This is a genomic window from Microbacterium sp. BE35 (assembly GCF_031457705.1).
In the GTDB taxonomy this organism is placed as follows: Bacteria; Actinomycetota; Actinomycetes; order Actinomycetales; family Microbacteriaceae; genus Microbacterium; species Microbacterium trichothecenolyticum.
This window is the reverse complement of record NZ_JAVDXD010000002.1, coordinates 687,889-707,190: the sequence shown is the minus strand read 5'-3', so window position 1 is coordinate 707,190 and position 19,302 is coordinate 687,889. Positions and strand designations below refer to the sequence as shown.

Genomic DNA, 19,302 nt, shown 5'->3' with positions numbered 1-19,302 from the left:
ATCCGTCTGTCGCTAATCTGAACACCGTGACGCACACTCCCCCGCCCGACGCCCGTGCGGCGGCGGACGCCGCGCAGCGCGAGGAGGAATCCCTCCGGGAGCGCTGGGAGGCGACGGAGCACAGCCTCAGGCAGCGGTTCGACACGCCGATCAGCCGGGCCACGCGACTCACGCAGGCGACGATGGCGTGGTTCCCCGTGCGGGTGTGGCGGCACTTCCTCATCGAGAACGGGTTCCTGCTCGCGGCGGGCGTCAGCTACGTCGCGCTCTTCGCCTGCTTCGCCGCGATCTACCTCGTGTTCGCGATCGCCGGGATCTGGCTGGGCGGAAGCCCGGACGCCGTCAACGCCCTCATCGACCTGATCAACGTCTATATCCCGGGGCTCATCGCGCCGTCCGGCGGCCTGTTCACCAACGAGCAGGTGCAGGAGATCGCGTCGCAGAACTCCGGCGTCCTGGGCTGGACGGGGATCATCGCCCTGGGCGCCCTCATCTGGACGGCGATCGACTGGGTCACCTACTCCCGCCGCGCCGTGCGCGAGCTGTTCGCCATCCCCCCGGATCGACGCAGCTACTTCCTGCTCAAGGCGCGCGACTTCCTCGCGGCGCTCATCTTCGGCGCTGCGCTCATTCTGGGCGCCGCTCTGAGCACGGTGGGAACGCTGGCGATGAACTGGATCTTCTCACTGATCGGGTGGAAGGACACCAGCGCGCTCACCACGATCAGCGTGAGCATCGGCTCCCTGCTGATCGGCTTCGCGGTGACCTCGACTGCGCTGGTCGGCTTCTTCCGCTTCCTCACCGGCACGAAGCTGCCGTGGCGGCGCATCTGGCCCGGAGCCATGCTCGGCGGACTCGGGATCTCCGTGCTCCAGCTCGGCGCGGGTCTGCTGCTCAGCTACACCCCTTCCAACCCGCTGCTGGCGACCTTCGCGATCTTCATCGGGATGCTGCTGTGGTTCCGGCTGCTCGGGATCGTCATGCTCGTCGCGGCCGCCTGGATCGCCGTCGCGGCGAAGGACCGCGATGTCGTGCTGCTGCCGCAGACCGATGCCGAGCGTGTCGCCGCGGAGCATGCCGCCCTCCTGCTGGCAGCGCGCGTGCGCCTGCGCACGGCCCAGGACGCCCGTGACCAGGCGCCGTGGTATCGCGTATGGATCGCGGACCGCGCGGTGCGCGACGCCGAGGAGGAGCTGAGCCAGGTCGAGGCCGCCACGCCGGGGCGCCCGCACGCGTCCGCGGTGACGGCGAGACCGGATGCGAACGCGTCGGGACCGACCTCGGCGCCGAAGGCCGGTCCGTCGAAGCCCGCGGCGTCGCAGGCTGCGATGCCGCGGGCGGCGGGTCCAACTGCGGCCGAGGACCAGGGACCCGAGACGAAAGCGGCGGCGCCGAGGCGGAAGCGCTCGAGGTCGTCGAGGGCCACAGCGCGCAACGGCGACGGCACCGGCTGACGGGTCCTCCGGTGTCGGTGGCCCCGGATAGTCTTGCCGTCGTGTCTCGCCGTGTTCGCATCGCCTCTGTCAACGTCAACGGAATCCGCGCGGCGACGCGCAAGGGCATGCTCGAGTGGCTCGACGCCGCCGACATCGACGTGATGGCCCTCCAGGAGGTCCGCGCCACCGAAGACGAGCTGCGCGCGGCGCTCCCGGGCTGGGAGATCGTCAACGACGAGGCTCTCGCGAAGGGCCGCGCCGGCGTGGCCGTGGCCAGCCGCATTCCGTCGGTCGAGGTGCGCCGTGTGCTTGGCCCCGCCGCCGAGGATGCGGCCGAGGTGCTCGACAGCGCCGGCCGCTGGATCGAGGCCGACTTCGACATCGACGGCGAGCGCCTCATCGTCGTCAGCGCGTACGTGCACACGGGCGAGGCCGACACTCCCAAGCAGGACGCGAAGTGGGCCTTCCTCGACGCGATGGAGAAGCGGATGCCGGAGCTCAAGGCCGCATCCCCGCTCGCGCTCGTCATGGGCGACCTCAATGTCGGTCACCGCGAGTTCGACATCCGCAACTGGAAGGGCAACGTCAAGAAGGCCGGGTTCCTCCCTCGCGAACGCGCGTACTTCGACCGGTTCTTCGGCGAGCAAGGGGCGGAGGTCACCGGCGCCGACGGCTCGACCGGCCCCGGCCTCGGCTGGGTCGACATCGGCCGCCGCTTCCACGGCGACGTCGACGGCCCCTACACCTGGTGGTCCATGCGCGGACGCGCGTTCGACAACGACACCGGGTGGCGCATCGACTACCACCTCGCGACGCCCGAGCTCGGTGCCCGGGTCGCCGACTACCGCGTGGTGCGAGCGCCCTCGTGGGACACGCGCTGGAGCGACCACTCCCCCGTCGTCGCCGACTACTCGATCGGGCGCTGAGGCGCAGCATCCGCTTTATAGACTTGTCGGATGAGTAGATCGCGCCTGTACTCCGGCATGCAGCCCTCCGCCGACTCGCTCCAGATCGGCAACTACATCGGGGCCCTCATGCAGTGGCGCGAGCTGCAGGAGTCGTACGACGCGTTCTTCTCGGTGGTCGACCTGCACGCGATCACCGTCGCGCAGGACCCCGAGCACCTGCGTGAGAAGACGCGCCGCACCGCCGCCCAGTACATCGCCGCGGGCATCGAGCCCTCGAAGTCGACGCTGTACGTGCAGTCGCACGTGCCCGCCCACGCCGAGCTGGCATGGATCCTGTCGACGATCACCGGCTTCGGCGAGGCCGGGCGCATGACGCAGTTCAAGGACAAGTCCTCGCGCTACGGCTCCGATGCCACGTCGGTCGGGCTCTTCACCTATCCCGTGCTGATGGCCGCCGACATCCTGCTGTACCAGACCGACATCGTGCCCGTCGGCGACGACCAGAAGCAGCACGTCGAGCTGACCCGCGATCTGGCGGAGCGCTTCAACAGCCGCTTCGGCGAGACGTTCACGGTGCCGATGCCGGTCATCCAGCAGGAGACGGCCCGCATCTACGATCTGCAGAACCCCACCGCGAAGATGTCGAAGTCGGCGGAGTCCGATGCCGGCGTGCTGTGGCTGCTCGACGACCCGGCAGTCTCGGCGAAGAAGATCATGCGCGCCGTCACCGACTCCGAGGGCTCCGTCCGCTACGACCGCGAGGCGAAGCCCGGCGTCTCGAACCTGCTCGTGATCTACGCGGCCCTGACCGGTCGCCAGATCCCCTCGATCGAGGACGAGTACGCGGGCCGCGGCTACGGCGACTTCAAGAAGGGCCTCGCCGAGGTCGTCGTCAACGAGTTCGGCCCGGTGCGCGAGCGCGCGCTGCAGATGCTCGACGACACCGCGGAGCTCGACCGCGTCCTCGCCGTCAACGCCGGCAAGGCCGAAGAGGTCGCCAACCGCACCCTCACCGACGTCTACGACAAGGTCGGCCTCCTCCGCCGCTCCCGCTGACCGGACCGGATGCTGCGGCCCCCGGCCGAGTGTCGCCCGGCCGGGTGTCGCGGCCCCGGCCGGGTGTCGCGGCCCCAGCCGGGTGTCGCGGCCCCGGCCGGGTGTCGGGGCCTCGGACCACAGCATCCGTTCTCTCCTGTTCCCGATTCAGGATCGGCATCCTTTCGCTCTTCGTTGCCGCCCGAGTTCTCGGCCCCACGCCCGGACATCGTGCGCGCATCTCCTGAACACGGAACGTTCTGAGCTGGAGACCGCAGACAGGGCGGTGTGCTGGTCAGCGACCGTTGCGGGCAGTCAGCCCCGCGATCGCCTGCATGACCTCGTCCGGCCGGTGCATGATGTCCTGTGCCGTCAGCCGCAGCACCGCGTATCCCCGGCGCGCGAGCGCGAGGTCGCGGCGGTAGTCCTTGAGTTGCTGCGCCCAGTCGCTGTGGTGTTGCCTGCTGTCGCATTCGATGACGAGCCATCCGTCGACCACGAGGTCCACGAACCCGACGTCGTCGAACTCGACCTGTAGGTCGAAGGTGCAGCCGAGAGCCCTCAGAATGAGGCGGACGAAGGTCTCGGGTCCCGACTGCGAGCGACCGTCGATGAGCGGGCGAAGCGCCGAGTACCGCGCGGGAACCAGTGCGAAGACCTCGGGCACCTGCGCCTCGGTGAGCAGCTTCTTATTGAGCGCGCTGTCGAGCGAAGCAACCGCTGCCCGGGGACTCTGGCAGATCATGGCCTGCGCGAGGGCGACCACGATGTCGACGCAGGTCGCATTGCCCGGATCCTCAGGCAGCACCTCCCAGTGGAGTCGTGTGCCATGCGGCTTCGACAGGTCCAGACGTTTCTTGCGGTTGTGCGGCGAGCGCATACGGCTGGAGCTCGGCGTGAGGTGCACATGCAGCCGGGAATTCTCCAGCACGAAGACCCCGAGCATCTCCAGCAACGACAGGCACGTCAGACGGCCTCCGACTCGCACGGCGCGCACAACGGCATCCGGGGCATCGGCGGGCAAGTAGTGGTCTCGACGGGCGCGTATGAGCTCCCCGGCGCGGACGAGCGCCGTGATCTGCCGCCGCGTCATGCCAGCGTGGAACATCTCCGCGCGTGTTCTGTGCGTCTCCCACATTCGACCGAGGCTCGCGCAGGGGGACGGCGCGTTCGGGCATTCTTCCGGTTCTGGGGAGGACCGATGTCCGCCGCCGCCTGTGGAGGAGCCGCCGCCCGCACCGCTTCCTCGCCCGGCTCTGTTCCGAACTCAGGATCCGCAGGCGCCAGACGGCCGGTGCCCCCGGATTCTCGGCCCTCACGGGCCGGCATCCCGCAGACCATCCTGAGTAGGGAACCGGGCGGGATCTCAGCCGAGCGCACGGCGAGCTGACGCCCGTGGAATTCGGGGAGGTGATGGTGGAGAGTCGCCCCGAGCCATGTTCCCAACTCAGGATGGGCGTACGCAGATCTGCGGGGGGACCGCGGAATGACACGATCCTGGTCCCCCCAAGCACTTCCAATCCTGAATTCGGAACTGGGGCGCCGGGTTCTCGGAACTGGGGCTCCGGGTTCTCGGAACTGGGGCGCCGGTTCTCGGACCTGTGTCGCAGATGCGCGACATGCACGTTGGCCGCTGGACGCACGGGACGCGGGCAGGCTTGCTGCGAGCACCCCATAGGGTGGGCGGATGGAGCCCGTGACCCTGCGCACCACGCGCCTGGAGCTGTCCGCGCCGCGTGTGGAGGACGTCGACGCCGTCTACGTGGCGTGCCAGGACCCCGACATCCAGCGGTACACGCGGGTGCCGTCGCCGTACGCGCGCGAGGACGCCGAGAAGTTCATCGACGCGGTCGCCGAGCAGTGGGCGGGCGAGCTGCATCGCACGTGGGTGATCCGCGACGGCGCGACCCTCGTCGGAACCATCGGCTTCTACCGCCTCGACGGGCAGGGCAACGGTGAGATCGGGTACTGGATCGCCCCGGACCAGCGCGGCGGCGGACGCCTGCGCGAAGCCGCGAACGCGGTGATCGACTGGGCCTTCTCGACCGAGGGCGCAGGCCTCACCCGCATCGAGTGGCGCGCCGTCGTCGGCAACGAGCCGTCGGCGCGCGTCGCCCGCGCGCTGGGCTTCCGCTTCGAGGGCACTCTGCGCCAGGCGCTCGTGAGCGCGAAGAATCGCGACGACGGCTGGATCGCGGGACTCCTGAAGACGGACGAGCGGATGCCTCAGCCCTGGCCCGTCCTCGACGACTGACGACCGGCCCGACCGAGTCGCGTGGCCGCGTCCTCCCGACCTCTCACGGCCGGCCCGCGTGTCGCCACGGCATGGCAGGATGAGCGCATGCCCGAGATGCCCGAGGTGCAGGGACTCGTCGACTTCCTCCGCGCGCGGCTCACCGGCGTGCAGATCACGCGGGCGACCGTCGCGAACATCGCGGCGCTGAAGACGTACGACCCGCCGATCGACGCGCTCCAGGGGCAGGAGATCACGGGGGCCTCGCGCCACGGCAAGTTCATCGACCTCGCGACGACCGGCCCGCACCTGGTGTTCCACCTCGCCAAGGCCGGGTGGCTGCGCTGGTACGACGAGCTGCCCAAGACGATCATCCGCCCGGGCAAGACGCCGATCGCGCTGCGCGTCGCGCTCTCCGACGGCGCCGGGTTCGATCTCACCGAGGCGGGCACGAAGAAGTCCCTCGCGGTCTACGTCGTGCGCGAACCGTCGGACGTCCCCGGTGTCGCACGGCTCGGCCCCGACCCCCTCGACCCCTCCTTCTCGCGCGACACCTTCGCCGAGCTGCTCGCCGGCCGCCGCACCCAGATCAAGGGGGTGCTGCGCGACCAGATGATCATCGCGGGGGTCGGCAACGCCTACTCCGACGAGATCCTGCACGCGGCCAAGATGTCGCCGTACGCGCTGGCCTCCTCACTGTCCGACGACGACGTCACGCGCCTGTTCGACGCGATGACCGAGACGTTGACGGATGCTGTCGCCGAGGCATCCGGAAAGCCACCGGCCGAGCTGAAGGACGCGAAACGCCGGGGTATGCAGGTCCACGGGCGCCGCGGTGAGACGTGCCCTGTCTGCGGCGATGAGGTGCGCAGCGTCTTCTTCGCCGACAACTCGCTCGAGTACTGTCCCACCTGCCAGACCGGCGGCAAGATCCTCGCCGACCGCCGCCTCTCGCGCCTTCTGAAGTAGCCTCAGTCGCCGGTCGTGCCCATGAGCACGCGGGCGTCCTCGTCGACCCAGTCGAGCGACTTCGACACCGCTTTGCGCCACTGACGGTAGCGGCGCTCGCGCTCGTCCTCGCGCATCCGCGGCTCGAAGCGGACGTCCTCCCGCCAGTGCGATCGGAGCTCGTCGAGGTCGCTCCATACGCCGGTCGCGAGGCCAGCGGCGTACGCGGCGCCGAGGGCGGTCGTCTCGACGACCTTCGGGCGGACGACGGGGATGCCGAGGATGTCGGCCTGGAATTGCATCAGGAGGTCGTCGCGCGTCATGCCGCCGTCGACGCGCAGCTCGTCGAGCGTGCGGCCGGTGTCGGCGACGACGGCGTCGATCACGTCGCGCGTCTGGAACGCCGTCGACTCGAGGGCCGCGCGCGCGATGTGCGCCTTGTTGACGTAGCGCGTGAGTCCGACGAGCGCGCCGCGCGCGTCGGGGCGCCAGTACGGCGCGAAGAGCCCGGAGAACGCCGGCACGAAGTAGGCGCCGCCGTTGTCGTCGACGCTCGCGGCGAGAGTCTCGACGTCCTCCGAACGCTGGATGATGCCCAGGTTGTCGCGCAGCCATTGCACGAGCGAGCCGGTCACCGCGATGGATCCCTCGAGCGCGTAGCGGGCGGGCTCGTCGCCGATCCGGTAGCCGACCGTGGTGATGAGGCCACTGCCTGATCGCACGATCTCGGTGCCGGTGTTCACGAGCAGGAAGTTGCCGGTGCCATAGGTGTTCTTCGACTCCCCCGCGTCGAAGGCCGCCTGCCCGAAGGTCGCCGCCTGCTGATCGCCGAGGATCCCGGCGATCGGGACGCCGTCGAGCACCGAGGGCAGCGAGGAGTGTCCGACCACCTCGGATGACGAGCGGATCTCGGGCATCATCGCGCGCGGGATGCCCCACACGGCGAGCAGGTCGTCCGCCCAGTCGAGCGTGCGCAGGTCCATGAGCAGCGTGCGGGACGCGTTGGTGACATCCGTGACGTGGATGCCGCCGCGCGCGCCGCCGGTGAGGTTCCACACCACCCAGGTGTCGGGTGTGCCGAACAGGAGCTCCCCCGCTTCGGCGGCGGCCCGCGCTCCGTCCACATTGTCGAGGATCCACGCGACCTTCGACGCGGAGAAGTACGTGGCGAGCGGCAGCCCGGTGGCCTCGGCGAACCGATCCGCACCCCCCTCGGCCGCCATCTCGTCGATACGGGGCTGGGTGCGGGTGTCCTGCCACACGAGCGCGTTGTGAACCGGACGCCCGGTGCGCTTCTCCCACACGATCGCCGTCTCGCGCTGATTCGTCACGCCGATCGCGGCGACCGCGGATGCCGCGAGCCCGGCGCGCGACAGACACGACGCGATGACCCATTCGGTGTTGGTCCAGATCTCGACCGGGTCGTGCTCCACTCGACCGGCACGGGGAAAGATCTGCTCGTGCTCACGCTGCGATACAGAGACCACGGCACCGGCGGCGTCGAACACGATGGCACGCGTCGAGGTCGTGCCCTGGTCGATGGACAGCACGTGGTCGGGCAACGTCGTCTCCTTGCTCGGCGGGCGACATCGCCCGCGCGGTCGGCCGCGCGCCGGGCGCGCGTGCGGTCAGGCTATCGCGCGGCGGCGGGGATCCAGGACGGGTCGGCGGCGTGGATCCGCTCCAGCGCACGTCCGACCTCGAGCGCGGTGCGTGCGGGGTCCCAGTCGAGCACGGGGGCGACCGCGTCGGCCGCCTCGGCGACCGCCGCCGCGCTCGCCTCGCCGACGAACGCGACGCTGGTGCGCCGCAGCAGCAGGTCGTCGAGATGCGTGACGTCCTCCGTCGCGGCGAGGTGGCGCAGCTCGCCCGAGCTGTAGTCCGGCAGGTGCTCGAGCAGGGCGTCGTCGGCATCCGCGGCGATCGCGTCCACGACGGCGGCGGCGATGGTGCCGTAGCGGTCGAGCAGCACCGCGACGCGGCCGGCCGGCACGTGGGCGGCATGAGCCGCGATCCACTGCCGGCGAGCGCGCTCGGTCATCGGGTATCCGCGGCCCCCGCCGATCGGCACTCCACGGGTCGAGCCGCGGCGCGGGCGGGCCAGCAGCTCGAGGGCGCGGTCGGCGAGATGCTCGGCCGACGCGCGGAAGGTGGTCCACTTTCCGCCGATGAGGCTCAGGACCGTCGCATCCCCACCGGTCAGCGGTGCGGATTCGATGCGATAGTCACGCGAGACGAACCCGGGCGAGACATCGTCGTGGCCGGGCAGCGGCCGCACGCCGGCGAACCGGTAGACGATCTGAGAACGCTCGACCGGGATCGTCGGCAGCACCTGGCTGATGAGCTCGATGAAGTAGTCGACCTCCGCCTCGGTGCACACGATCGGGTCGGCCATGTCGTGCTCGAGGTCGGTGGTGCCGACGAGAACGCGGCCCTTCAGGGGGTAGGTGAGAACGATGCGCCCGTCCTCGTTCTCGAAGAACAGCTCCCGCCCGCCGGTCGCGGCGAGCAGCCCGGGGTGGTCGAGCACGACGTGCGAGCCCTTCGTTCCGCCCATGTACCGGGTCGGGTCGCCGAGGACGAGATTGGTGAGGTCCGTCCACGGACCGCTGGCGTTCACGACGACGGATGCCGAGAACCGCGTCTCCTCGCCGGTCAGCGTGTCGCGCAGCACGACCCGCCCGTCGTCGACCCCGACCGCCGCGGTGTAGTTGGCCGCTCGCGCCCGATCGCCGCCCGCGGCGCGGCCGTCGCGCAGCACGTCGATGGCGAGGCGCTCCGGGTCGTGGAGGGACGCGTCCCAGTAGGTCGCGGTGTACTTCACGTCGGGGTTCAGCTGAGGCAGCTGCGCGAGCGAGCGCTTGCGCCCGTGAAAGGTGTGACGAGGGACGGTGCCCTTGCCGAACACGCCGCCCCCGCGGGAGAAGGAGTCGTAGATGACGAGCCCGATCTTGATGAGCGCGGCCCCGCGCTCATGGTGCTTCCCGCCGCCGTGTCGCAGGAACCGCAGCGGCGCCGAAAGGACTCCCGAGAACGTCGAGAAGATCGGGATGGTCGTCTGCAGCGGCCTGACGTAGTGCGGGGCGGTGCGCAGCAGCGCGTTGCGCTCGGTCACGGCCTCGTGCACCAGCCGGAACTCGCCGTTCTCGAGGTAGCGGATGCCGCCGTGGATCATGTGCGACGACGCTGCCGACGCGCCGCTGATGAAGTCGTCGCGCTCGACGAGGGCGACGTCCACGCCCTGCATCGCGAGGTCGCGGAACGTCGCGAGACCGTTGATGCCGCCGCCGATGATCAGCACATCGGCGTACGGCCGCGCGGCGAGAGTCGCCCATCCTCGTTCCGCTGCCCGCGCCGCCATCGCATCCCCCATCGTCGTGGTGTCGTCCCATCATGACACCGCTGGACGTCCTTGCAGACGATATGCACATACGTGCACGATGGATCGATGGACCAGATCGGCGACGCCCGCACGATGCAGCGCGCGCTCACGGCCGCGCACCTCTACTACGTGCAGGACCGCACCATGGATGCGATCGCGCAGGAGCTCGGCACGTCGCGTTCGACGGTGTCGCGGCTGCTCACGCACGCCCGGGCGACGGGCATCGTCGACATCCGCATCCGGTCGCCCTTCGCCGCGCCGCAACGGCTCGAGGAGCGACTGGCCGAGCGCTTCGGCGTCCTCACCCAAGTCGTTCCCGTTCCCGACGAGACCACCGAGGTCGACCGGCTGCAGCGCGTCGCCGTCGCCGCCGCGCACGCGCTCCTCGACCTCGTCCAGGACGACATGATCGTGGGCGTCGCCTGGGGATCGACGACCGCTGCCGTGAGCCGTCATCTCGTGCCCAAGTCAGTGCACGGCGCGACATTCGTGCAGCTGAACGGCTCGGGCAACACCCACTCGACGGGTCTCCTCTACGCGAGCGAGATCCTCAGCCGGTTCGCCGCCGCCTACGACGGGAGCGCGCAGCAGTTCCCCGTGCCGGCGTTCTTCGACGACCCGGCCACGAAGGACGCGATGTGGCGCGAGCGCAGCACGCGGCGCATCCTCGACATGCTCCCCGCGATGGACCTCGTGCTCTTCAGCACCGGCTCCGCGGGATCGCGCGTACCGAGCCACGTCTACAGCGGCGGCTACCTCGAGCCGGCTGAACTCGATCAGCTCGCCGACGAGGGGGTCGTCGGCGACGTGGCCACGGTCTTCTACCGCGCGGACGGCTCGAGCGACGGGATCGCCCTCAACGACCGTGCCACCGGCCCGAGCCTGGGCCTCCTGCGAGGCATCCCGCGGCGCCTCTGCATCGTGTCGGGAGTCTCCAAGCTCGCGAGCCTCCGTGGCGCCCTCGCCGCGGGCATCGCGACGGACCTCATCGTCGACGAGGCCACCGCGCGGGCGCTCCTGGAGTGAGCCGCAGCGGCAGGAGTCGGGTGCGGACTTCATTCGAAGACATGGAATGAATGGACGGATGCCGCGTTGACTACACTCGAGAGCATCAACGTGCTCCGGGGTCGGTGAGAATCCGAACCGGCGGTGACAGTCCGCGAGCCTAGGCATCAGCATCCGTTTCGGATGCCGCCACGGCCGATCCGGTGGAATTCCGGAACCGACGGTGATGCGACAGGTCTCCTCAGGGAGCAGGTCGCTAGTCCGGATGGGAGGCAGCACAGAGGCGTCGCCATGCGCGCCTCCGCTTCCTATGCCCCGGGGCGTCGAGAACGACGAGACGAGGGGCCGGATGGCGAGCACAGTGGAACACGACGCGATGCGTCGGGCGCTGACGATCGCCCGACGAGGTCCGCGCGGAGTGAACCCTCAGGTGGGCGCGCTCCTGCTGTCGCCGGACGGCGACGTGATCGCCGAGGGCTGGCACCGCGGTGCGGGCACCCCGCACGCCGAGGTGGACGCGCTGTCGAGGCTCGCGCCCGGCGCCGCGCGCGGCGCGACCGCGATCGTGACCCTCGAGCCCTGCAACCACACCGGTCGCACCGGACCCTGCTCCGAGGCCCTCATCGCCGCGGGCGTCGCCCGGGTCGTCTACGCGATCGCGGATCCCGGCGACCACTCCTCCGGCGGCGGCACGCGGCTGCGCGCAGCCGGCGTCGAGGTCGAGGCCGGCCTGCTCGCCGACGAGGCGACCGCCCTCCTCGACTCGTGGCTGACGGTCCAGCGCCTGCGCCGGCCGCACGTGACGGTGAAGTGGGCCCAGAGCCTCGACGGCCGGGCCGCGGCATCCGACGGCACCAGCACGTGGATCACCGGGCCGCAGGCTCGCGCCGACGTCCACCGCCGCCGCGCCGAAGCCGACGCGATCGTCGCCGGCACCGGCACGGTGCTCGCCGACGACCCGGCGCTCACCGCCCGCGCCGACGACGGCTCGCTGCTGCCCCACCAGCCGGTCCCGGTCGTCGTGGGCGCGCGTGCCGTGCCCGAGGCGGCGCGCGTACGGCAGCATCCGCACGCGTTCCTCCAATACCCCGGCGACGAGGCCTCGGGCGGTCTGCGAGCACTGCTCGAAGATCTGCGCACCCGAGGCGTGCAGCGCGTGTTCGTCGAGGGCGGGCCCGCCGTCGCGGCGTCGTTCCTGCGCGAACGCCTCGCCGACGAGCTGCTCGTGTACGTCGCTCCGGTGCTGCTCGGCGGTGACCGGCTCGCGGTGCAGGACATCGGGGTGACCACCATCGGCGAGGCGCGGCGCCTGGCCGTGGCATCCGTCACCCCTCTCGGCGACGATCTGCTGTTCGTCGCCCACCCCGCTTCGGAAGGAGACGAGTGATGTTCACCGGAATCATCGAGGAGATCGGCGAGGTCACCGCTGTCGAGCCGTCGGGAGACGGCGTGCGCGTCACGGTGCGAGGGCCGAAGGCGGTGTCGGATGCCGCGCACGGCGACTCCATCTCGGTCAGCGGCGTGTGCCTCACGGTCGTCGACCAGGGCTCCGACTGGTTCACCGCCGACGTGATGAAGCAGACGCTCGACATGTCGACCCTCGAGGGTGTCTCCGCCGGTCGCGTGGTCAACCTCGAGCGCGCGACGGCTGCGCACGGCCGCCTCGGCGGGCACATCGTGCAGGGCCACATCGACGGCACCGGCGAGGTGCTCGAGGTGCGACCCGGCGAACAGTGGCAGGTGCTGCGCATCTCGGTCCCCGGCGAGCTCGCCCCGCTCGTGGTCGACAAGGGCTCGATCGCCGTCGACGGCGTCTCGCTCACCGTGAGCGGTGCAAGCGCCGCCGCCCCCGGGGAGGGCTGGTTCGAGGTCTCGCTCATCCCCGAGACCCTCGCCGCGACCACGCTCGGCGCTCGCGTGCCGGGCGATCGCGTCAACCTCGAGACCGACATCCTGGCGCGCCACGTGCAACGCCTGCTGGCTTTTTCCACGGAAGGAGGCTCGAAATGAGCCTTGCCACGATCCCCGAGGCCCTGGAGGCGCTGCGCGCCGGCCGGCCGGTCATCGTCGCGGACGATGAGAACCGCGAGAACGAGGGCGACGTCATCCTGTCGGCCCAGCTCGCCACTCCCGAGTGGGTCGCGTGGACGGTCCGCTGGACGAGCGGCTTCCTGTGCGCGCCGATGCCCGCGGACTGGGCCGACCGCCTCGACCTTCCGCCGATGGTCGAGAACAACGAGGACGCCCGCGGCACCGCGTACACGGTGAGCGTGGACGCCGCCGACCGTGTGTCGACCGGCATCAGCGCCGCGGACCGCGCGCACACGCTCAACGTGCTCGCGAACCCCGAATCGACGCCCACCAGCGTGATCCGCCCCGGCCACATCCTGCCGCTGCGCGCCGTCGACGGCGGCGTGCGCGAGCGCGCCGGCCACACCGAAGCCGCCGTCGAGCTCATGAAGCTCGCCGGACTCGCACCGGTCGGTGTCATCGGCGAGGTGGTCGCGGAGGACGGCAGCATGATGCGCCTGCCCGGGCTGCAGGAGCTGGGCGCCGAGTACGGCATCCCGGTCATCACGATCGAGCAGCTCGCCGCCCACCTCGATGAGAACTTCCCGTGCGATCCCGCGATCCGCAACGCCCACAAGCGCCGCGTGAGCCTGCGCGCGGAGGCGCACGTGCCCACCGGGCACGGCGAGTTCCGCTTCCTCGCGTACAAGGACCGCGTCACCGGCACCGACCACATAGCGGTCGTCTCGGGCGAGCTCTCGGACGCGCCTCTCGTGCGCGTGCACTCGGAGTGCCTGACGGGCGAGGCGTTCGGATCGCTCAAGTGCGAGTGCGGCCCGCAGCTCGAGGCCGCCCTCGACGCCATCGAACAGGACGGCGGCGTGGTCATCTACATGCGCGGCCACGAGGGTCGCGGCATCGGCCTCATCAACAAGCTGCGCGCCTACTCGCTGCAGGAGCGCGGCCTCGACACCGTCGACGCCAACCTCGCGCTGGGCCTGCCGGCCGACGCCCGCGACTACGCGGCGGCCGCGGGCATCCTCACCGACCTGGGTATCGAGAAGGTGCGCCTGCTGACCAACAACACCGACAAGGTGAAGCAGCTGCGCGAGCTCGGCCTCGACATCGTCGAGCAGGTGCCGCTGCTGGTCGGCGTCGGCCCGAACAACCACCAGTACCTGGAGACCAAGCGCGATCGCATGGGTCACATCATCAACGAGGCGGACCTCGCGGACGCCATCGCACACATGCACGAAGGAGCAGAACGATGAGCGGCAAGGGCGCACCCGAGGCCACGGCACCTGTCGACGGCAGCGGACTCGACCTGGTCGTCGTCGCGGGCACGTGGCACGAGACGATCACCGACGGCCTTATCGCGGGCGCCGCACGCGCCGCCGATGCCGCGGGCGCCTCGCACCGGCTCGTTCGCGTGCCCGGCTCGTTCGAGCTCCCCGTCGTGGCGAAGGCGGCTCTGGAGGCCGGAGCCGACGCGGTCGTGGCGCTGGGCGTCATCATCCGCGGCGGCACTCCCCACTTCGAGTTCGTCTCGAACGCGGCGACCGACGGCCTGACCCGCGTCGCGCTCGACACCGGCAAGCCTGTCGGCTTCGGCGTGCTGACGCTCGACGACGAGGCCCAGGGCATCGCCCGCGCCGGCCTCGAGGGCTCCGTCGAAGACAAGGGGTTCGAGGCGGCCGACGCGGCCATCCGCACCGCCGTGGTGCTCCGCGACCTGCGCGCCTGAACGGCGTGAGCGCGGGACGAATCGGACGCGTCACGACGACAACCTTCAGCTAGACTGATGGCATGGAAATCCTCCGTCACGTCGTCGTGCTCGTCCACCTCGTGGGCTTCGCCATCCTCTTCGGCGCCTGGGTCGTCGAAGCGGTGAACGGAAAGCACCAGATCACGCGCCTCATGAACTGGGGCCTCGCGATCGCCGGTCTCGCCGGCCTCATCCTCGCCGCCCCGTGGGGCATCGACTACGACCTCAACTACGCCAAGATCGGCGTGAAGCTGGTCATCCTCGTCATCATCGGCGCACTCCTGGGCATCGGCGCCGGCCGACAGCGCAAGACCGGCTCGGTGCCCGGCGCCATCTTCTGGTCGATCGGCGTCCTCACCTTCGCCAACGCCGCGATCGCCGTGCTCTGGCGCTGACCGACTGACACACGGAACGGATGCCGCGGGCCCTGAGCCGCGGCATCCGTTCTCCGCCTCTGCGGCCGGGGCGGAATCCCGGGAGTAGGCTGGTCCTTCGTACCGGGCGACAACGCCCGCACCCACGGTGATCCAGTGCAGTGCCGCCCGACGCGTCACCCTGCGCCCGGCGTCCGCCCACCGCAGCATCCCATCCGGATGACTCGCTCCGCGTATGCCCCAGGTGAATATGTCCTCCCCCAGCACGACCGCCGCGACCCCCGCGGCACCCGCAAACCCCCGCTCCCGTGTCATCCTCGCGAGCCTCGTCGGCACCACGATCGAGTTCTACGACTTCTACGTCTACGCGACCGCCGCCGTCCTCGTCTTCCCCATCCTCTTCTTCCCGACCGGCAACGACACCACTTCGCTCCTGCTGTCGTTCAGCGTCTTCGGCGCCGCGATGATCGCGCGTCCGCTGGGCGCGATCGTGTTCGGGCACTTCGGCGATCGGTTCGGCCGCAAGGCGACGCTCGTCGCGTCCCTGCTCACGATGGGCATCGCGACGTTCCTCATCGGGTGCCTGCCGACATTCAACGAGATCGGCGTGTGGGCGGCCGTGCTGCTGCTCGTGCTGCGCCTCGCCCAGGGCTTCGCGCTCGGCGGCGAGTGGTCGGGCGCCGCGCTCGTCGCGACCGAGAACGCCCCGAAGGGCAAGCGCGCCTGGTACGGCACGTTCCCGCAGCTCGGCGCGCCGCTCGGCTTCATCATCGCGAACTCGGTGTTCCTCGCGATCAACTTCCTGCTCCCCCACCCCGACGGCGCGGGCCAGCGCTCGGCCGACTTCCTCGCGTGGGGCTGGCGCGTGCCGTTCCTGTTCTCCGCCGTCATGGTGATCATCGGCCTCTGGGTGCGTCTGCGTCTCGTCGAGTCCGACACGTTCGTCAAGGCCGAGGAGAAGGGTGCGATCCGCAAGTTCCCGCTCGCCACGGTCCTGCGTCACCATTGGTGGCACCTGATCCTCGGCACGTTCATCATGCTGGCGACCTACGTGCTGTTCTACCTGATGACGAACTTCACGCTCTCGTACGGCACGAAGGCCGCCGACCTGGAGGTCGCGTCCGCGGCCGCGCAGAAGGCGGCCGAGGCCGCGGGCACCGCGTTCGACCCGGCGGCCTTCGCCGCGCAGTTCTACCCGGGCCTCGGCTTCGGCTACACCGACTTCGTCGTGATGCAGATCATCGGCGTCGTGTTCTTCGGCATCTTCACGCTGCTGTCGGGCCCGATCGCCGACACGATCGGACGCCGCCGCCTGCTGCTGTGGGTGACGGGTCTGATCATCGTGTTCGGCCTCACGTTCAACCTGTTCCTGTCGCCGCAGCTCGACCCGAAGTTCACGGGTGCGCTGACGCAGGCGTTCCTCATCTTCGGCTTCATGCTGATGGGCTCGACGTTCGGACCGATGGGCGCCGTCCTGCCGGAGCTCTTCCCGACGAATGTCCGCTACTCGGGCTCTGCCATCTCGTACAACGTGTCGTCGATCCTGGGCGCCGCGCTCGCCCCGATCGTGGCGGTGGCGCTGTGGGCCTCGGCGGACGGCAGCCCCTGGCTCGTCGGCGTGTACCTCTCGGCGATGGGAGTGCTGACCTTCATCGCGCTTCTCCTGTCCCCCGAGACGAAGGACGTCGACTACGACGCCGACCTGGGCGTCGGAGCCACCGGCTCGCTCTAGCCCTGGTTCTGCAGGACGATGGGATGCCTCGACCCGGCCGGGTCGAGGCATCCCATCGTCTTCACTCACGTCCGACGCTCGTGCCTGACGGGTTTCGCATGCAGGGGCGCGTCGGTCGCGTGCGGGAACTCGCACCGGAACTCGCCCTGGTATCCGAAGAGGAATCCGAAGAGCCGGTTGCGCACCTCGAGGCGGATGCGGAAGACCTGTGCGCGGTCGTCGTAGCTCTCGCGGAGCTCGGCACGGCCGCTGAAGAGCATGGGAAAACGGAAGCCGAACGGGCCCTCGTAGAAGCGCTGCCGGTCGGATCGCAGCAGGAGGCTGCCGTCGGGCTCCGCTGTCAGCTGGAGGTCGACCGCGAGGTGCTGATGGCTGCCGAGGTAGTCGATGACGCGGCCGTCGTCGCCGAGGATCATCGTGGCGTCGAAGCGGCGCACGGCACGAGGCATCCGGAAGTGGCGCACGAAGGTGACCGTCTCGCGTCCGAACGGGTCGCGGTAGGGATAGTTCTCGATCGTGAACGCGATGTCGCGGCCCGTCTCGGGGATGAGGATGTTGCGGAAGCGCCCGATCTGAAGGAACGGGATCGTCCACCAGGGGCCTCGGCGAATCGTGGTCATGGTGCCGCGGCCGACGCACGCGTAGCCGGGCGCGAGGCCGACACCGAAACGCCGTTGCAGCATCGGGTGGAGACGGGCGAAGTCCTCGCCCATGGCCCGCGCGAAGACGGACGTCGCGATCGCGGTCTCGGCCCTCACGGGTGCACCAGCGAGTGCAGGGTCGTCGGGGCGTCCTCCATGACGCGGCGGTTCGCGGGACGGCGCTCACACCGCGCGGCCCGAGGCCGCTGCGATCGCCAGAAACGCAGCACCGACCAGAGCGGCCACCGCTCGGGCGGGATGCCGGTCTCGGCCCAGATCCGCAGCCGATCGAAGCTCCAGGCGGTCGCCCATCCCATCAGCGGTCGAACGATGAGATCCAGCGCGCGGCCCCACTGCGGGCTGTAGTCGTACCCGGTCGTGAAGACGACGTCGTCACCGTCCGGGCGGTAGCGCCAGTAGCCTCGACCGGTGCCGAGCGGTGAGAGCCGGCTGTCGCTGTCGAAGCGGAGCACAGAGGTGCGCGTTCCATCGGGACGCGCGCGTTCGCCGATCGTCGTGCCGTTGCCCGTGATCGTGCATCCGGGCAGGCGGCGTTCGTACGCGAAGCGCGTGCCGCCGCCGGCCAGGGGTTCGGTCGGAATGATGCGGCTGAAGCGCACGTCCCAGCGCTCATGCAGAGCGGGGTCCTGGGTGAGCCGCCACACCCGCTCCATCGGCGCAACGATGCGGATGCTGACGTAGATCGCACGCCCGCTCACCGCAGCGAGCCGATCGCCGCGACGAAGATCCACACCGCCGCGAACGCCACCGGCGCGCCGAGGGCGATGGTGCCCCACACCGTCATGGCGCGGAGGAAGCGCCGGCCCTTCTGCCTCTCGCCGAACATGTTCAGCGCGGACAGGGCCGCAGCCGACCCGACGATGACCACCGAGACGGCCGGCATCGCGACGGTGGCAGGAACGACAGGCACCGCGAACATCAGCCACGACGCCGCCATGGGCAGCGCGCCACTCAGTGACGCAGCCCAGACGCACGCCGACGCGATGACGATGGCGACGTTCACCAGCGTGAGAACGCGGAACCACCGCTCACTCCAGAGCCCCACGTCCGCGGGGGCCGGGGACTCCTCGGATGCGGTCGACGCGGCTTCGCCGTGGTTCGTCACGCCTGCACCTCGGCGATGAGGTCGAGCAGTTCGCGCAGCGGCTTGCGGAGCACGCGCAGCCGAACCAGAGGGAGCGAGAGTCTGAGGAGCCGCAGGCCCCGTTCGAGCAGCCTGCTCGTGCGCTCGCGACCCTCGGAGGTGTCGTAGACCCAGAACAGAGCGAGGAGCAGGTGGCCCAGCATCAGCGCCGACGGCAGACCCTCATCGAACTCGGGCGGGAGCTTGTCCGCGGCGCCGGTGATCGCCTCGCGGAAGAGGCCGACCACGATCTCGCGCGACTCCGAGGAGTCGCTCGACAGCGGGTTGATCGACGAGCGTGGCGAGACCGCCGCGGAGAGGAACTCCGGGGCGAAGCGGTGGTACGGCTCCAGCTGCGCGAGGCCCGTGCGGAACACGATGCCGAGCCGCTCGATGAGATCGGCACTCGTCGCCAGCAGTGGCTGCGCGGCCGCACGGTGCTGCTGCTGGACGTCGAGGTACAGCTCCTGGACCAGGTCGTTCTTCGACGCGAAGTGGTAATTGGTCGTGCCCACCGAGACGCCGGCTTCGGCCGCGATGAGCCTGATCGTGGTCTGGTCGTACCCGCGCTCCCGGAACGAACGCAGTGCGATGTCGCGGATGAGCGCCCGCGTGCGCTCGCTCTTGGTTGCTGCCACCATGGAACTGGACATGTTCAGAAACGTATCGCCATTTCTGAACATGTTCAA

Annotated in this window: 19 protein-coding genes; 12 read left to right on the top strand and 7 right to left on the bottom strand. The window is 70.1% G+C overall.

The genetic code is table 11. The features are described 5' to 3' along the window. Nucleotides 1–26: 26 nt before the first annotated feature. The 3 genes from J2Y46_RS09290 to trpS are packed head-to-tail and all read left to right on the top strand — an operon-like array spanning nucleotide 27 to nucleotide 3,400. Nucleotides 27–1,454, top strand: a complete 1,428-nt coding sequence (locus tag J2Y46_RS09290) for a YhjD/YihY/BrkB family envelope integrity protein (protein ID WP_310241837.1) — start codon at nucleotides 27–29, stop codon at nucleotides 1,452–1,454. Between the two features lie 41 nt (nucleotides 1,455–1,495). Then, entirely contained in the window at nucleotides 1,496–2,362 is an 867-nt protein-coding gene (locus J2Y46_RS09285; protein WP_310241836.1) for an exodeoxyribonuclease III, read from the top strand. Between the two features lie 30 nt (nucleotides 2,363–2,392). Then, complete coding sequence (gene trpS, locus J2Y46_RS09280; RefSeq protein WP_310241834.1) at nucleotides 2,393–3,400, top strand: tryptophan--tRNA ligase; 1,008 nt, start codon at nucleotides 2,393–2,395, stop codon at nucleotides 3,398–3,400. 274 nt (nucleotides 3,401–3,674) lie between these two features. On the opposite strand, the gene J2Y46_RS09275 is transcribed toward trpS, so the two are convergent. Beyond that, the gene (locus tag J2Y46_RS09275) at nucleotides 3,675–4,325 is read right to left on the bottom strand and encodes a DUF559 domain-containing protein (RefSeq protein ID WP_310242340.1); all 651 of its coding nucleotides are present in this window, start codon (nucleotides 4,323–4,325) and stop codon (nucleotides 3,675–3,677) included. Between the two features lie 741 nt (nucleotides 4,326–5,066). Here J2Y46_RS09275 and J2Y46_RS09270 point away from each other — a divergent pair. Beyond that, complete coding sequence (locus tag J2Y46_RS09270; RefSeq protein WP_310241833.1) at nucleotides 5,067–5,633, top strand: GNAT family N-acetyltransferase; 567 nt, start codon at nucleotides 5,067–5,069, stop codon at nucleotides 5,631–5,633. 87 nt (nucleotides 5,634–5,720) lie between these two features. Continuing rightward, on the top strand, nucleotides 5,721–6,581 hold the full coding sequence (locus J2Y46_RS09265) for a DNA-formamidopyrimidine glycosylase family protein (RefSeq protein WP_310241832.1): 861 nt from the start codon (nucleotides 5,721–5,723) through the stop codon (nucleotides 6,579–6,581). 2 nt (nucleotides 6,582–6,583) lie between these two features. Here the strand turns inward: J2Y46_RS09265 and glpK are convergent, their stop codons facing one another. Together glpK and J2Y46_RS09255 are read right to left on the bottom strand one after the other, a co-directional pair. Further along, nucleotides 6,584–8,122, bottom strand: a complete 1,539-nt coding sequence (glpK, locus tag J2Y46_RS09260) for a glycerol kinase GlpK (protein ID WP_045300936.1) — start codon at nucleotides 8,120–8,122, stop codon at nucleotides 6,584–6,586. A gap of 71 nt (nucleotides 8,123–8,193) precedes the next feature. Further along, entirely contained in the window at nucleotides 8,194–9,933 is a 1,740-nt protein-coding gene (locus J2Y46_RS09255) for a glycerol-3-phosphate dehydrogenase/oxidase (RefSeq protein ID WP_310241828.1), read from the bottom strand. Nucleotides 9,934–10,008: 75 nt separating this feature from the next. Between J2Y46_RS09255 and J2Y46_RS09250 the strand changes: the two genes are divergently transcribed. The 7 genes from J2Y46_RS09250 to J2Y46_RS09220 all read left to right on the top strand — a co-directional run bounded on the left by J2Y46_RS09250 (nucleotide 10,009) and on the right by J2Y46_RS09220 (nucleotide 16,828). Continuing rightward, nucleotides 10,009–10,968, top strand: coding sequence for a sugar-binding transcriptional regulator (locus tag J2Y46_RS09250; RefSeq protein ID WP_045300932.1), 960 nt, complete (start codon nucleotides 10,009–10,011; stop codon nucleotides 10,966–10,968). 328 nt (nucleotides 10,969–11,296) lie between these two features. Continuing rightward, complete coding sequence (ribD, locus tag J2Y46_RS09245; RefSeq protein WP_045300930.1) at nucleotides 11,297–12,334, top strand: bifunctional diaminohydroxyphosphoribosylaminopyrimidine deaminase/5-amino-6-(5-phosphoribosylamino)uracil reductase RibD; 1,038 nt, start codon at nucleotides 11,297–11,299, stop codon at nucleotides 12,332–12,334. Beyond that, nucleotides 12,334–12,957, top strand: coding sequence for a riboflavin synthase (locus J2Y46_RS09240; protein WP_045300927.1), 624 nt, complete (start codon nucleotides 12,334–12,336; stop codon nucleotides 12,955–12,957). Before ribD ends, J2Y46_RS09240 begins: the two co-directional genes overlap by 1 nt. Next, on the top strand, nucleotides 12,954–14,228 hold the full coding sequence (locus J2Y46_RS09235) for a bifunctional 3,4-dihydroxy-2-butanone-4-phosphate synthase/GTP cyclohydrolase II (protein WP_045300925.1): 1,275 nt from the start codon (nucleotides 12,954–12,956) through the stop codon (nucleotides 14,226–14,228). Before J2Y46_RS09240 ends, J2Y46_RS09235 begins: the two co-directional genes overlap by 4 nt. Beyond that, on the top strand, nucleotides 14,225–14,701 hold the full coding sequence (gene ribH, locus J2Y46_RS09230; protein WP_045300923.1) for a 6,7-dimethyl-8-ribityllumazine synthase: 477 nt from the start codon (nucleotides 14,225–14,227) through the stop codon (nucleotides 14,699–14,701). The genes J2Y46_RS09235 and ribH overlap by 4 nt, the downstream gene beginning before the upstream one ends. Before the next feature lie 62 nt (nucleotides 14,702–14,763). Beyond that, entirely contained in the window at nucleotides 14,764–15,117 is a 354-nt protein-coding gene (locus J2Y46_RS09225; protein ID WP_045300921.1) for a hypothetical protein, read from the top strand. A 229-nt stretch (nucleotides 15,118–15,346) separates the two neighbouring features. Next, entirely contained in the window at nucleotides 15,347–16,828 is a 1,482-nt protein-coding gene (locus tag J2Y46_RS09220; RefSeq protein ID WP_045300919.1) for an MFS transporter, read from the top strand. A gap of 65 nt (nucleotides 16,829–16,893) precedes the next feature. Here the strand turns inward: J2Y46_RS09220 and J2Y46_RS09215 are convergent, their stop codons facing one another. From J2Y46_RS09215 to J2Y46_RS09200, 4 genes are read right to left on the bottom strand one after another with little or no spacing between them, the layout of a single operon-like run. Continuing rightward, a complete protein-coding gene (locus J2Y46_RS09215; RefSeq protein WP_310241819.1) occupies nucleotides 16,894–17,586 on the bottom strand; it encodes a DUF4166 domain-containing protein in 693 nt (230 codons plus the stop codon). Then, nucleotides 17,583–18,188, bottom strand: a complete 606-nt coding sequence (locus tag J2Y46_RS09210) for an SRPBCC family protein (protein WP_245619624.1) — start codon at nucleotides 18,186–18,188, stop codon at nucleotides 17,583–17,585. The genes J2Y46_RS09215 and J2Y46_RS09210 overlap by 4 nt, the downstream gene beginning before the upstream one ends. Then, nucleotides 18,185–18,595: a hypothetical protein gene (locus J2Y46_RS09205; protein ID WP_045300917.1), complete on the bottom strand. Its 411-nt coding sequence runs from the start codon at nucleotides 18,593–18,595 to the stop codon at nucleotides 18,185–18,187. Before J2Y46_RS09205 ends, J2Y46_RS09210 begins: the two co-directional genes overlap by 4 nt. Further along, nucleotides 18,592–19,266: a TetR/AcrR family transcriptional regulator gene (locus J2Y46_RS09200; RefSeq protein WP_045300915.1), complete on the bottom strand. Its 675-nt coding sequence runs from the start codon at nucleotides 19,264–19,266 to the stop codon at nucleotides 18,592–18,594. The genes J2Y46_RS09205 and J2Y46_RS09200 overlap by 4 nt, the downstream gene beginning before the upstream one ends. Between the last annotated feature and the right edge of the window lie 36 nt (nucleotides 19,267–19,302).

Bases quoted from the DNA above. Each gene is read 5' to 3' on its own strand.
- trpS (WP_310241834.1), top strand. From the start codon at position 2,393: ATGAGTAGATCGCGCCTGTACTCCGGCATGCAGCCCTCCGCCGACTCG.
- J2Y46_RS09275 (WP_310242340.1), bottom strand. From the start codon at position 4,325: ATGCTCGGGGTCTTCGTGCTGGAGAATTCCCGGCTGCATGTGCACCTC.
- J2Y46_RS09270 (WP_310241833.1), top strand. From the start codon at position 5,067: ATGGAGCCCGTGACCCTGCGCACCACGCGCCTGGAGCTGTCCGCGCCG.
- J2Y46_RS09265 (WP_310241832.1), top strand. From the start codon at position 5,721: ATGCCCGAGATGCCCGAGGTGCAGGGACTCGTCGACTTCCTCCGCGCG.
- J2Y46_RS09255 (WP_310241828.1), bottom strand. From the start codon at position 9,933: ATGGGGGATGCGATGGCGGCGCGGGCAGCGGAACGAGGATGGGCGACT.
- J2Y46_RS09250 (WP_045300932.1), top strand. From the start codon at position 10,009: ATGGACCAGATCGGCGACGCCCGCACGATGCAGCGCGCGCTCACGGCC.
- ribD (WP_045300930.1), top strand. From the start codon at position 11,297: ATGGCGAGCACAGTGGAACACGACGCGATGCGTCGGGCGCTGACGATC.
- J2Y46_RS09240 (WP_045300927.1), top strand. From the start codon at position 12,334: ATGTTCACCGGAATCATCGAGGAGATCGGCGAGGTCACCGCTGTCGAG.
- J2Y46_RS09235 (WP_045300925.1), top strand. From the start codon at position 12,954: ATGAGCCTTGCCACGATCCCCGAGGCCCTGGAGGCGCTGCGCGCCGGC.
- ribH (WP_045300923.1), top strand. From the start codon at position 14,225: ATGAGCGGCAAGGGCGCACCCGAGGCCACGGCACCTGTCGACGGCAGC.
- J2Y46_RS09225 (WP_045300921.1), top strand. From the start codon at position 14,764: ATGGAAATCCTCCGTCACGTCGTCGTGCTCGTCCACCTCGTGGGCTTC.
- J2Y46_RS09220 (WP_045300919.1), top strand. From the start codon at position 15,347: ATGTCCTCCCCCAGCACGACCGCCGCGACCCCCGCGGCACCCGCAAAC.
- J2Y46_RS09200 (WP_045300915.1), bottom strand. From the start codon at position 19,266: ATGTCCAGTTCCATGGTGGCAGCAACCAAGAGCGAGCGCACGCGGGCG.